This window comes from Pseudomonas sp. CAU 1711, from assembly GCF_039888625.1.
Classification (GTDB): Bacteria; Pseudomonadota; Gammaproteobacteria; order Pseudomonadales; family Pseudomonadaceae; genus Aquipseudomonas.
This window is the reverse complement of the sequence record NZ_JBDQQT010000002.1, coordinates 129,296-141,610: the sequence shown is the minus strand read 5'-3', so window position 1 is coordinate 141,610 and position 12,315 is coordinate 129,296. Positions and strand designations below refer to the sequence as shown.

General features: G+C 68.9%; 12 protein-coding genes. 8 read left to right on the top strand and 4 right to left on the bottom strand.

Features of this window, described 5'->3' with window-relative positions:
- Positions 1–51: 51 nt before the first annotated feature.
- Positions 52–477 carry a hypothetical protein gene (locus AAFN46_RS02710; RefSeq protein ID WP_347807154.1) on the bottom strand — a complete coding sequence of 142 codons (426 nt, stop codon included), beginning with the start codon at positions 475–477 and terminating at the stop codon, positions 52–54.
- Between the two features lie 130 nt (positions 478–607).
- On the opposite strand from AAFN46_RS02710, the gene AAFN46_RS02705 reads away from it, so the two are divergent.
- Entirely contained in the window at positions 608–808 is a 201-nt protein-coding gene (locus AAFN46_RS02705) for a heavy-metal-associated domain-containing protein (protein WP_347807153.1), read from the top strand.
- A 40-nt stretch (positions 809–848) separates the two neighbouring features.
- On the opposite strand, the gene AAFN46_RS02700 is transcribed toward AAFN46_RS02705, so the two are convergent.
- On the bottom strand, positions 849–1,478 hold the full coding sequence (locus AAFN46_RS02700; protein WP_347807152.1) for a TetR family transcriptional regulator: 630 nt from the start codon (positions 1,476–1,478) through the stop codon (positions 849–851).
- A 152-nt stretch (positions 1,479–1,630) separates the two neighbouring features.
- Here AAFN46_RS02700 and AAFN46_RS02695 point away from each other — a divergent pair, with 152 nt between their 5' ends.
- The 3 genes from AAFN46_RS02695 to AAFN46_RS02685 all read left to right on the top strand — a co-directional run bounded on the left by AAFN46_RS02695 (position 1,631) and on the right by AAFN46_RS02685 (position 7,248).
- Positions 1,631–2,788: an efflux RND transporter periplasmic adaptor subunit gene (locus tag AAFN46_RS02695; protein ID WP_347807151.1), complete on the top strand. Its 1,158-nt coding sequence runs from the start codon at positions 1,631–1,633 to the stop codon at positions 2,786–2,788.
- 12 nt (positions 2,789–2,800) lie between these two features.
- A complete protein-coding gene (locus tag AAFN46_RS02690) occupies positions 2,801–5,935 on the top strand; it encodes an efflux RND transporter permease subunit (protein WP_347807150.1) in 3,135 nt (1,044 codons plus the stop codon).
- A gap of 125 nt (positions 5,936–6,060) precedes the next feature.
- Positions 6,061–7,248, top strand: a complete 1,188-nt coding sequence (locus tag AAFN46_RS02685) for a multidrug effflux MFS transporter (RefSeq protein WP_347807149.1) — start codon at positions 6,061–6,063, stop codon at positions 7,246–7,248.
- A gap of 4 nt (positions 7,249–7,252) precedes the next feature.
- On the opposite strand, the gene AAFN46_RS02680 is transcribed toward AAFN46_RS02685, so the two are convergent.
- Together AAFN46_RS02680 and olsB are read right to left on the bottom strand one after the other, a co-directional pair.
- Positions 7,253–8,017: a lysophospholipid acyltransferase family protein gene (locus AAFN46_RS02680; RefSeq protein WP_347807148.1), complete on the bottom strand. Its 765-nt coding sequence runs from the start codon at positions 8,015–8,017 to the stop codon at positions 7,253–7,255.
- 4 nt (positions 8,018–8,021) lie between these two features.
- Complete coding sequence (olsB, locus tag AAFN46_RS02675) at positions 8,022–8,771, bottom strand: L-ornithine N(alpha)-acyltransferase (protein ID WP_347807147.1); 750 nt, start codon at positions 8,769–8,771, stop codon at positions 8,022–8,024.
- A gap of 137 nt (positions 8,772–8,908) precedes the next feature.
- Here olsB and AAFN46_RS02670 point away from each other — a divergent pair, with 137 nt between their 5' ends.
- The 4 genes from AAFN46_RS02670 to AAFN46_RS02655 all read left to right on the top strand — a co-directional run bounded on the left by AAFN46_RS02670 (position 8,909) and on the right by AAFN46_RS02655 (position 12,264).
- A complete protein-coding gene (locus AAFN46_RS02670) occupies positions 8,909–9,787 on the top strand; it encodes an acyl-CoA dehydrogenase (protein ID WP_347807146.1) in 879 nt (292 codons plus the stop codon).
- A gap of 193 nt (positions 9,788–9,980) precedes the next feature.
- Positions 9,981–10,766, top strand: coding sequence for an MBL fold metallo-hydrolase (locus AAFN46_RS02665; protein WP_347807145.1), 786 nt, complete (start codon positions 9,981–9,983; stop codon positions 10,764–10,766).
- 71 nt (positions 10,767–10,837) lie between these two features.
- Positions 10,838–11,935, top strand: coding sequence for a serine hydrolase (locus AAFN46_RS02660; protein WP_347807144.1), 1,098 nt, complete (start codon positions 10,838–10,840; stop codon positions 11,933–11,935).
- The gene (locus tag AAFN46_RS02655) at positions 11,932–12,264 is read left to right on the top strand and encodes an amidase (RefSeq protein WP_347807143.1); all 333 of its coding nucleotides are present in this window, start codon (positions 11,932–11,934) and stop codon (positions 12,262–12,264) included. The genes AAFN46_RS02660 and AAFN46_RS02655 overlap by 4 nt, the downstream gene beginning before the upstream one ends.
- The last annotated feature ends 51 nt before the right edge of the window (positions 12,265–12,315 follow it).

The window sequence follows — 12,315 nt, the reverse complement described above, 5'->3', positions numbered from 1 at the left end:
CCCTAGGATCAACCTTGACCACGGGGTAAGGTCAAGCGCCCTTTGGCCCTGTCAGTAACTCAGCGGCGCCGGGATCAGTTGCAGGCCCAGCGCGTCCATGGCGATGCGGTACTTGCTGACGGTGCCGGCGTCGATGCGCAGGGTCTGGCTGCGCAGCTGCTCGAAACGCGGCTGGCAGTGCTCGCCGCCGAGCTGGCCGAGGCGCACCCGCACCTCGCCGGGCGGCAGGTTGAGGGTGACCGACTGGCCCTGGTACAGCCGCGCGGCCAGATTGCCCTGCAGGTACAGGCCGATGTCGCAGGGCGTGGAGACTTCCAGGCGCTCGCGCGACACGGTGAGCACGCCATAGTCGATGGGGATGGGCGGGGGCATGGGCACCAGCGGTAGCGCGGCGGGCGGCGTGACGGGCTCGGGCACCGACTCGTCGGCCAGGGCCGGCAGGCAGAGCAGGGCGAGCGAAGCGAGCAGCGGGCGCATGGCAATCACCTCGGGGGCGTTTCGTGCAGCTTGGTCCAGGGCGCGCGCCACGACAAGTCGCGGCGGCTTGACCTTGCCATCGTGGCAAGCACGAGACTGGCAGCAATCACCACCCGAAGAGGAAAACACCATGCACGTTCTCAAGGTTTCCGGCATGAGCTGCAGTCACTGCGTGCGCGCCATCACCCGGGCTCTGCAGGCCGGCGATCCGGCGGCGCAGGTACAGATCGACCTGGGTGCCGGCGAGGTGCGGGTGGCCAGCCGGCAGAGTCTGCAGGAGCTGCTACAGGCCATTCGCGACAAGGGCTATGCCGCCGAGGCTGGCGCCTAGAGCTGCTCCCTCACCCGCCCTGCGGCGGGGGAGGGGGAGGTTAAGCCGGCGGATTCCACTCGCTCAGCAGGCCGCGCAGCTGCGCGTCGATCAGCGCGGCGGTGTCGCTCAGCGGATCGAACAGCTGCGGATCGCGGGTCCAGTCGGTGAACAGGCCGACGATCAGCGCGTGCAGGGCCAGAGCTGCCAGACGCGGAGTCACGCCGGGGCGCAGGCGCGAGCGGCACTGCGGGCGGGCGAAGAGGTTCTCCACCAGGGCGATGAACTGGTTGACGAAGGCGCTGCGGCGCTGCTCCGCCTCGCGCAGCTCGTCGGTGAACTCGCAGCGGTGCAGCAGTATGGTGAAGATGCGCCGTCTCTGCGGGTCGCGGGCCAGGTTGGTGACGGCCTCGATGCACAGGTCGCGCAGCGACAGCAGCGGGTCGCCGGCGGCGCAGCCGCTCAGGCGCTCGGCCAACTGCTCCGGCGGCAGGCGCACCTGGCTGAGCATTTCGTGAAACAGATGCGCCTTGTTCTCGAAGTGCCAGTACACGGCGCCGCGGGTCACCCCGGCGGCGCCGGCAATCTGTTCCAGGGTGCTGTGGGCCACGCCTTTCTTCAGGAAGAGTTCCTCCGCCGCGGCGAGGATGGCGGTGCGGGTCTGTTCGGCTTGCTCTTTGGTGCGGCGCATGGCGGTCGGGGGGAATGGGGCTAGGCTCTTGTTCTGGGGAACGCAGTGTAACGATTTTGGTGCCGAAGTCTGGTTTACAAGCATGAATGTATGTAACTAGCATGGCACCCTTTCCGGGCCATTGCCCATACCAGATGTCACGGAGACGACCCATGTCCTTTCGCCCACGTCCCTTCGCGCTGACGGCGCTGGCCTTTGGCCTGCTCTTCGGCAACCCGGCTCTGGCGGCCGAGTCCGGCCAGCAGATGCCGCCGCCCGAGGTGGTGGTGGAGGTGGTCAAGGTCGAGTCGCTGCCGCTGCAGTTCGAGTACCCGGCGCGCACCGCCGGCTATCGCGAGGTGCAAGTGCGCGCCCAGGTCAGCGGCATCCTGCAGGAGCGCACCTATCAGGAGGGCAGTCAGGTCAAGCAGGGTCAGGTGCTGTTCCGCATCGACCCGCGCCCCTACCAGGCGGCGCTGGCGCGGGCCAAGGGCGCCCTGGCCCAGGAGCAGGCGCGCTACCGGCAGACCGAGCGCGACCTCAAGCGCATCCGCGAGCTGCAAACCAAGGGCTTCGCCAGCGAGAGCGAGCTGGACAACGCGGTGTCCAACTTCGAGCAGAGCAAGGCCAATATCGAGGCGGCCAGGGCAGAGGTGCAGGCCAAGCAGATCGACCTCGACTACACCACGGTGAAGGCGCCGATCTCCGGCATCACCAGCAAGGAGACGGTGTCCGAAGGCAGCCTGATGGTGGCCGGCAACCCCGATGCCAGCCTGTTGACCCAGATCACCCAGCTCGACCCCATCTACGTCAACTTCGCCGCGCCCGACCGCGAGGTGTCCAACGTGCGCAGCGGCCTGCAGACCGGCAGCCTGGTGCGCGAGAGCGGTCAGCAGATGAGCGTGGAGATCAAGTACGGCGACGGCACCAGCTACCCGCTGGAGGGCAAGGTGGACTTCACCGACAGCACCATCGACCGCAGCACCGGCACCGTCAGCGTGCGCGCCGTGCTGCCCAATCCGGACCGGGCGCTGATGCCCGGCCAGTTCGTGCGCGTGGTGGTCAAGGGTATCAGCAAGCCGAACGCGGTGACCGTGCCGGAGCGCGCCATCTCCCAGGGGCCGAACGGCACCTTCGTCTATGTGGTGGATGAGCAGGGCATGGCCCGGGCGCGCCCGGTGAGCACCGCGCACACCGCCGAGGGCCGCTGGGTGGTGAATAGTGGCATCGCCGCCGGCGACCGGGTGATAGTCGAGGGCCTGCCCAAGGTGCGGCCGAACGCACCGGTCAAGGTGGTCGCCGCCGCACCGACCGCTCAGACCCAGCAGTAAGGAGCGCGCCCCGTGATCTCCAGATTCTTCATCGACCGGCCGGTGTTCGCCGCGGTCATCTCCATCGTCATCATCCTCGCCGGCCTCGCGGCCATGAAGTCGCTGCCCGTCGCCCAGTACCCGCAGATCCTGCCGCCGCAGGTGTCGGTCACTGCCAGCTACCCGGGCGCCAGCGCCCAGGTCATCGCCGAGACCGTGGCGGCGCCGCTGGAACAGCAGATCAACGGCGTCGAGGGCATGATCTACCAGCTGTCCAACTCGGCCAGCAGCGGCAGCATGAGCCTGTCCATCTACTTCGAGGTGGGTCGCGACCCGGACCAGGCCACCATCGACGTCAACAACCGGGTGCAGGCCGCCCTGGCCAAGCTGCCGGAGGAGGTGCGTCGGCAGGGGGTGAAGGTGGAGAAGAAGTCCTCGGACATTCTCCAGGTGGTCAACCTCTATTCGCCGGACGACTCCAAGGACCCGGTGTTCATCTCCAACTACGCGCTGATCAACGTCATCGACGAGCTCAAGCGCCTTCCGGGCGTCGGCGACGTCAGCCAGTTCGGCTCGAAGAACTACTCCATGCGCATTTGGCTGCGGCCGGACAAGCTGGCGCAGTACGACCTGACGCCGACCGACGTGGTCAACGCCATCCGCGAGCAGAACTCGCAGTTCGCCGCCGGCAGCTTCGGCCAGCAGCCGCTGCAGACGGCGCAGGACTTCACCTACACGGTGACCACCCAGGGCCGCTTCAAGGACCCTAAGGAGTTCGAGAGTGTCATTCTGCGCTCCGACGCCACTGGCGCCAGCCTGCGCCTGGGCGACGTGGCGCGCATCGAACTGGGTGCCCAGGACTACTCCCTGGTGACCAGCCTCAACGGCCAGCAGAACGCCGCCTTCGGCATCTACCTGCAGCCCGGCGCCAACGCCCTGGACACCGCCGAGGCGGTACGTGCGACCATGGATCGCCTGGCCGAGCGCTTCCCCGAGGGCATCGCCTACAAGATTCCCTACGACACCACCAAGTTCGTCGAGATATCCATCGAGGAGGTGGTGCACACCTTCTTCGAGGCCCTGGCGCTGGTGGTGCTGGTGGTGTTCGTGTTCCTGCAGAACTGGCGCGCGACCCTGATCCCGGTGCTGGCCATCCCAGTGTCGCTGATCGGCACCTTCGCCGGCATGTATGCCCTGGGCTTCTCGATCAACCTGCTGACCCTGTTCGGCATGGTGCTGGCGATCGGCATCGTGGTGGACGATGCCATCGTGGTGATCGAGAACGTCGAGCGCTCGATGGCCGCTAAGGGCATCGGCCCACGGGAGGCAACCATCCAGGCGATGGAGGAGGTGACCGGGCCGATCATCGCCACCAGCCTGGTGCTGTGCGCGGTGTTCGTGCCGGTGGGCTTCCTCGGCGGTCTGGCCGGCGAGATGTACAAGCAGTTCGCGATCACCATCGCGGTGTCGGTGGTGATCTCCAGTATCGTCGCGCTGACGCTGTCGCCGGCGCTCTGTGCCCTGCTGCTCAAACCCGTGCACGGCGAGCCGGCGCTGCCGTTTCGTCTGTTCAACCGCGTGTTTGATCGCTTCACCGACGGTTACAGCGCCGGTGTGGTGTTCTTCCTCAAGCGCTCGCTGCTCGGCCTGGCGCTGTTCGGCGGGATGATCGTGCTGATCGTCGTGCTGTTCGACCGGGTGCCCGGCTCGCTGGTGCCGGACGAGGACCAGGGCTACGTGATCAACGCCTATTTCCTGCCGCCGGCCGCCTCGGTCAACCGCACCGATGCGCTGACCAGCGACTTCACCGAGCAGCTGATGCAGCACCCGGCGGTGGAGAACGTGGTGACCTTCGCCGGCTTCGACGTGCTGACCTTCGGCCAGCGCACCAACGCCGGGGTGAGCTTCGTGCCGCTGAAGGACTGGTCCGAGCGCACCACGCCGGAGCTGGACGCGCGCAACCTGACCCGTGAGTTCATGGGCATGGGCCTGTCGGAGAAGGACGGCGTGGTGATGAGCTTCAACCCGCCGCCGATCACCGGCATGAGCACCACCGGCGGCTTCGAGGGCTATATTCAGGACCGCAGCGGCGGCAGCGTCGAACAGCTCGGCGCCAAGGTCCAGGCCTTTCTCGAAGCGGCGCGCCAGCGGCCCGAGCTGGCCGGGGTGCAGAGCACCTTCAGCGCCAACGTGCCGCAGTACTACATCGACCTCGACCGTACCAAGGCGCGCGCCCTGGGCGTGTCGATCAGCGATGTGTTCACCGCCATGCAGTCGACCTTCGGCAGCTACTACGTCAACGACTTCACCCTGTATGGGCGCACCTGGCAGGTCAGCCTGCAGTCGGAGTCGGAGTTCCGCCGCAAACCGGAGGACCTGTCGCAGGTCTATGTGCGCGCCAGCGGCGGCGACCTGGTGCCGCTGACCAGCCTGATCAAGGTCAACCGCATCCTCGGCCCGGACACCTACGCGCGCTTCAACGTCTATCCGGCGGCCAAGATTCTCGGCGGGCCGGCGCCGGGCTACAGCTCCGGTCAGGCCCTGGCGGCGATCCAGGCGGTCGCCGACGAGGTGCTCGGCAGCGACTACAGCCTCGGCTGGATCGGTACTGCCTACCAGGAGCAGGCCACCCAGGGTTCGGGCAGCACCGCCTTCATCTTCGGCCTGATCATGGTGTTCCTCATCCTCGCCGCTCAGTACGAGCGCTGGACCCTACCGCTGGCGGTGGTCACCGCGGTGCCCTTCGCCGTGTTTGGCGCCATCCTCGCCGTGTGGTTGCGCGGCATCCAGAACGATGTGTACTTCCAGGTCGGCCTGGTCACCCTGATCGGCCTGGCGGCGAAGAACGCCATCCTCATCGTCGAGTTCGCCGTGCTACTGCGCGCCGAGGGGCGGAGCATCTTCGAGGCGGCTTACGAGGCGGCACGGCTGCGTTTCCGCCCGATAGTCATGACCTCCCTGGCCTTCGTTCTCGGGGTCATGCCATTGGTGATCAGCTCCGGCGCTGGTTCGGCCAGCCGTCATTCGATCGGCACCGGCGTGCTTGGCGGCATGTTGGCCGCGACCGTACTGGCGACCTTCATGATCCCGATGTTCTACCTGCTGGTGGAGTCGCTGGGCGAGAAGCTCGGCCGCAAGAAAAAGCCTGCGGCCGTCGAGCAGCACTAGTGTTCCCTCTCCCCCGAGGGGGAGGGCTAGGAACCGTTAACTTGAGAGCTATGCACCCCTCTCCCGTTTACGGGAGAGGGAGCTCTGACTGCGTTTTCCGGGGTGCGCCCCGTGGTGGAGAACCCATGACTTTGCGCATCCTGCTGATCCTCGGCACGCTCAGCGCCTTCGGCCCCATGGCCATCGACTTCTACCTGCCGAGTTTCCCGACCCTGGCGGCGGCGTTCGCCACCGACGTCGAGCACGTGCAGCTGTCGCTGGCCTCCTACTTCGCCGGCACCGCCCTGGGCCAGCTGATCTACGGGCCTCTGGCAGACCGCTTCGGCCGACGCAGGCCGCTGCTGGCCGGGCTGGTGCTGTTCACCCTGGCCTCGCTGGCCTGCGCGCTGGCGCAGAGTCTCGAATGGCTGATCGTGGCGCGCTTCGTTCAGGCCCTCGGCGGCTGCTCAGGGATGGTCATCTCGCGCGCCGTGGTGCGCGACCTGTGCGATCCGCTGGCCTCGGCCAAGGCCTTCTCCAAGCTGATGCTGGTGATGGGCGTGGCGCCGATCCTCGCGCCACTGGGCGGCGGCATCCTGCTGCAGCTGTTCGGATGGCAGTCGATCTTCCACGGCCTGATGCTGTTCGGTGCCCTGTGCCTGGGCGCCGTGCTGCTGTGGTTGCCGGAGACTCGCGCGGCGGACCTGCCGCCGCAACCGCTGCGCGGCGCGCTGGGGCGCTACGGGCTGTTGCTGCGCGACCGCCTGCTGATCGGCCACGGTCTCACCGGCGGCGTGGCCATGGCCGGCATGTTCGCCTACATCTCCGGCTCGCCCTACGTGTTCATCGACCTCTACGGCGTGCCGGCCGAGCACTACGGCTGGCTGTTCGGCGCCAACGCCGCCGGCTTCATCCTCACCGCCCAGTTCAACGGCTGGCTGTTGCGCCACCAGGGGGCCGACTACTGGGTCAAGCGCACCGTGTGGGTCTACTGCGCGGCGACCCTGGCCCTGCTGGCGGTGGCCATGGCCCAGCCGGCCCAGCTCTGGCCGCTGCTGATTCCCTTGTTCGTCAGCACCGCCAGCCTGTCCTGCGTGCTGCCCAACGCCACCGCCTGCGCCATGGCCGGGCAGGGCGCCCAGGCCGGCAGCGCCTCGGCGCTGATCGGCGCGTTGCAGTTCACGGTGGCGGCCGGCGCCGCGGCCCTGGTCGGAGCGCTGCACGACGGCACGGCCAGGCCGATGGCCCTGGTGATCGCGCTGTGCGGGGTGCTCAGCGTGGCGCTGGCGCTGTTCGCCGCACACCACGCGCGGCGCCAGGCGCTGGCCTACTGAGGCATCAGGCGGCGCGTGGGCGCGGCAGCGCTTGCTCGCCGAACAGCGCCAGCTGCACCGCCTGCTGCGCCTGGCGCGCCAGCGCATTGCGCTCCTGGCCCGCCGTGGCGATGGGCGCGAGCAGGTGGATCTCGACCCTGGCCCGTTCGCTGCGCAGCAGGCGCAGCAGGTGCGAGGGCAGGTCGTCGTCGCCGATAAAGGGCGCGATGGGGTCGATCTCGCCGTTGCGCAGATAACGGATGGCCACCGGCTGCAGCGGCACGCCGGCCTCGATGGCGCTGGTCAGCAGGCGGCCGTGGAAGGTGCGCAGCTGGCGACCGTCGGTGGTGGTGCCTTCGGGAAACACCAGCAGCGAGAGACCGGCCTGCAGATGGCGGTGCAGCTGGCGGGCGAGCAGGGTGCTGTCACCCGAGCCCCTGCGGATAAACAGGGTGCCGGCCTTGTGCGCCAGCCAGCCGGCCAGCGGCCAGGTGCGCACCTCGGCCTTGGACAGGAAGGAGATCGGCAGCAACTGGCCGAGCAGCGGGATATCGGTCCAGGACACGTGGTTGCCGAGCCACAGATGCGGCCCCGTCGGCAGCTCGCCGTGCACCTCGACCTCGAAGGGCAGGGCGCCGCTCAGGCGGGCCAGGAACCAGCGCGTCAGGCGCTGGCGCAGGCCCATCAGGTCGTGTCGGCGCAGCCTCTCGGCCAGGGCCACGCCGCCGGCCAAGACGAGGCCCAGCAGCAGCACGGCGCATAGCCGTGCCAGACGCAGGTGCAGGCGCATCGGCTCAGACCGCCGCCTTGAAGTGGCGGGCGTAGCGCGGGCACAGCTCGTCGCGCTTGAGCAGGATGAACACGTCGGCCACCTGGAAGTCCGGGTCCCAGCAGGGCTCGCCGCACACCTTGGCGCCCAGGCGCATATAGGCCTTGAGCAGCGGCGGCATCTCGGCGATCACGTTGCCGGGGATGTCCAGGGCCGGCAGCGGGGTGCGCGGCTCGGCACGCAGGTGTTCGGTGCACAGATGGCGTTCGCGCAGGCGCTGCATGATGGCCTGGGCCTGGATGCCGCCGTCCTGCATGGGGATGCTGGCGCAGCCCATCAGATAGCGGTAGCCACCCTCGTTGAGCACCTCGGCCAGTTCGCTCCACAGCACGGCGATGGTGCCGCCGTTGCGGTAGGCCGGGTCGACGCAGGTGCGGCCGATCTCCAGCACCGGCCCCTGCAGGTGGGCCAGGCCGTGCAGGCTGAACTCCTCCTCGCTGTAGAAGCGGCCGAGGCTGGCGGCGGCCTGGTGGTCGAGCAGGCGGGTGGTGGCCACCAGGGCGCCGCTGTTAAGGTCACGCACGCCGATATGCTGGCAATGCGGGTCGAAGTCGTCCATGTCCAGGCCCATCTCTGCGCCTTTCAGCTTGGCATCGAATTCGCTGCTGAACACGGCGAAGCGCAGGGCCTGGGCCTCGCGCAGGGCGTCCGGGCCGATCAGGCGTTCGGCATGCAGGCGGCGTTCGGCAGTGGTGTCGCGGGCGATGCGGGTCATCGATGAGCCTCCATATGCCGGCCTGCGGTGGGTTGCGGCCGGTCGATGTTGTTGGGCAAGCTCAGGCTAGGAAGACCCGGTGTCACCTCCGTGAACCTTTGGTGATGCTTGCGTGACAGACGACGAGGATTTTTCTGATGCCCTGGCAATCCCTGCTGCAAACCCGCGACCGCCTGCCGGTGACCGCGCTGGACGACTGGTATGCCGCGCTGCTGCAGCGCGCCGGCGACACCACGCCCTTCGCCCTGGCCGTGCTCGGCGGCCGCCTGGCCGCGACCCCAGGCCTGGCCTTCCTGGCCGGCTACCAGGGCGCCCTGCGCGCGCTGTGGCCGGCGGCGCCGCTCAGCCTGGGCGCGCTGTGCGTGACCGAGAACCGCAGTACCCGTCCGGCGGACCTGCACACCCGCCTGCGTGGCCTGCACCTGTCCGGGCGCAAGGACTTCGTCACCGCCGCCGATGCCGCCGACTGGCTGCTGGTGGCGGCGCGTGTGGAGGAGCAGGGCGAGCCGCGCCTGGCCATGGGCGTGGTGCGCAGCGGCACGCCGGGAGCACGCATCGAGCCGCTGCCGGCGCTGCCGCTGATGCCGGACATCGGCCACGCCCGCCTGCACCTGGACGAGGCACTGTGCGAGCTGCTGCCGGGCGATGGCTGGGACAGCTACGTCAAGCCCTTCCGCAGCATCGAGGACCTGCATGTGCTGAGCGCGCTGAGCGCCTGGCTGTTCGGCGTGGGCAGCGACAGCGACTGGCCGCAGGAGGTGCGCCTGCGCCTGCTGGCGCTGCTGGCCGGCTGCGCCGAGGTGGCCCGGCACAATGCCGGCGATCCCGTCACTCACCTGCAGCTGGCCGGGCTGTTCGCCCAGTTCCATGCCCTGCGCCCGGCGCTGGACGCCGCCATCGGCGCCGGTCCCGGCGAATGGGCGGCGCTCTGGGCACGTGACTGCGATCTGCTGGAGGTGGCCGGCGCGGCCCGCGCCAAACGCCTGGAGAAAGCCTGGGCGGCACTGGCGCGATAGGACAGCCCCCTCTCCCTTGGGAGAGGGGCCGGGGGTGAGGGTGCCATAGACGACGCGCTGCTTGCCCTCACCCCAGCCCTCTCCCGGGGGGAGAGGGGGCTCAGGCGCAGCATTGCGCCCCGCTTGATCCAGATCAGTACGCCGCCGCGGACCCGCCCCTAAGCTCGCCTCGCGTTTTTCCTGCGAGGTTTCCATGCGCCGCGAGCCCATAGTGCTGTTCGATAACGGCAGCCACCGATGCCTGATGTTCGATGACCTGGTCAGCGGCGAAGGCGTGCAGTCCAACCAGTTCCTCATCGTCGACCACGACCAGTACCTGCTGCTCGACCCGGGCGGCGACCTGACCTACACCCCGCTGTCGCTGGCGCTGTCCCAGCACATCCCGGTGCAGGATCTGACCTACATCTTCGCCTCGCACCAGGACCCGGACATCATCGCCTCGCTGGACAAGTGGCTGCTGCACACCCGCGCGCGGGTGATCTGCTCCAAGCTGTGGGCGCGCTTCCTGCCGCACCTGACCGCCAACTACCTGGCCCTCAGTCACGGCATCAACACCTACGATCGCATCGTCGCCCTGCCGGACCGCGGCCAGTCCTTCGCCCTGGGCAAGTGCCAGCTCAAGGCGGTGCCGGCGCACTTCCTGCACTCGGTGGGCAATTTCCAGCTGTACGACCCACTGAGCCGGATCCTGTTCTCCGGCGACATGGGCGCATCCCTGGTGGACGACGCCAGCCCGGTGCGCGACTTCGCCAGCCACGTTCCGCACATGGCCGGTTTCCATCGTCGCTACATGGCCGGCAACAGGGCCTGCCGCTTCTGGGCGCAGATGGTCCGCGAGATGGACGTGGCCATGATAGTGCCGCAGCATGGCCGGCCCTTCGTCGGGCAGGCCATGATCGACGCCTTCCTCGACTGGATCGAGCACCTGGAGTGCGGCCTGGACCTGATGACCCAGCAGGACTACCGCCTGCCCGATTGATCCGGCGCGCTGTTGTTCGTCACCCTCGGCGTGCTAGCGTCGGCCCCTCTCAACCCACGGGAGAGAGCCCGATGCCGCGTCGAACCCTCCTGGCCGCCGGTCTGCTGCTGGCCGGCCCCCTGGCCGCCGAGACCTGGCCGATCCCCGAGTGGAACAGCCAGCCGGCCGCCGCCACGCCCGCCGTGCGGGCGCTGGACGACTACGCCTTTCCCGCGCGCGACGACCTCGGCCGCGGCGGCGTGCGCAGCGATGCGCTGCTGGTGGTCAGGGACGGCGTCATAGTCCACGAACGCTACGCCGCGCCGACCACCGCGCAGACCCCGCACCTGGCCTGGTCGATCAGCAAGAGCCTGTTCGCCAGCGTGCTCGGCGTGGCCTATGGCGAGGGGCGCTTCAAGCTGGACGACGCGGCGGCCAAGCACTATCCGCCTCTCGCCGAGCACCCGGCGCTGAAGATGGGCCACCTGCTCAACTGGGCTTCGGGCCTGGACTGGCAGGAGAGCTACGAATACGCGCCGCTGAAGTCCTCGGTGGTGGCCATGCTCTACACCCACGGCCGCGGCGACATGGCCGCCTTCGCCGCCGGCCACCGGCCTGCCGCGGCGCCGGGCGCGCGCTTCTCCTACTCCAGCGGCGACAGCAACCTGCTGGGTGCCAGCCTCAAGTCCATGGTCGGCGAGCAGGCCTATGCCGACTATCCCTGGACCGCGCTGTTCGAGCCGCTGGGCATCGACTCGGCGGTGTGGGAGCGCGACGCCAGCGGCACCTTCGTCGTCTCCTCCTACGCCTACATGAATGCCCGCGACCTCGCTCGGGTCGGTCTGCTGATGCAGCGCGACGGCCGCTGGGGCGAGCGCCAGCTGCTGCCGCAGAGCTGGGTGGCGTTCAATCGCACGCCCTTCGCCAACTACCGGCCCGATCCGCAGCAACCGGACGACGCCGTGCCGGGCGGGCAATGGTGGCTCAACGCCGAGGTCGAGGAGGCGCGCCGGCCCTGGCCGGACGTGCCGCAGAGCGCCTTCGCCGCCCTCGGCCACTGGGGCCAGGGGCTCTACGTGCTGCCCGAGCAGAAGCTGGTGGTGGTGCGCTACGCCGACGACCGCGACGGCAGCTACAGCCACAACGAGTTGCTCAAGCGCGTGCTGGCCGCCTACGGAGAACAGCCATGATCCGCCGCCGTCCCATTCTCTCGGTGAGCCTGGCCCTGCTCGCCGCCCTGGTATTGCTGGCCTGGAGCAACCGCGTGCACCTGGCCGCCTTTCCCGGCATCCTGCCGGCCTATTCGGCCAAGGAGTACTGCTCTTGTCGCTATGTCACCGGCAACCCGGCGCAGTACTGCGCCGGCTACGTCGAGCTGTACCTGCCGCTGGGCGAGCTGCGCGACAACGACGCGCACAAGCGGGTCAGCGCATCCGCCCTGGGCGAGACGCGCATGGCGGTGTGGCTCGGCGCGCGCAGCGGCTGCGTGCTGATGCCCGACGAGCACGCCCTGCCATAACCCGCTGGCGCCGAGGCGCCAGCGGGCCTTGCGACGGGGGTTTGGCAGCGG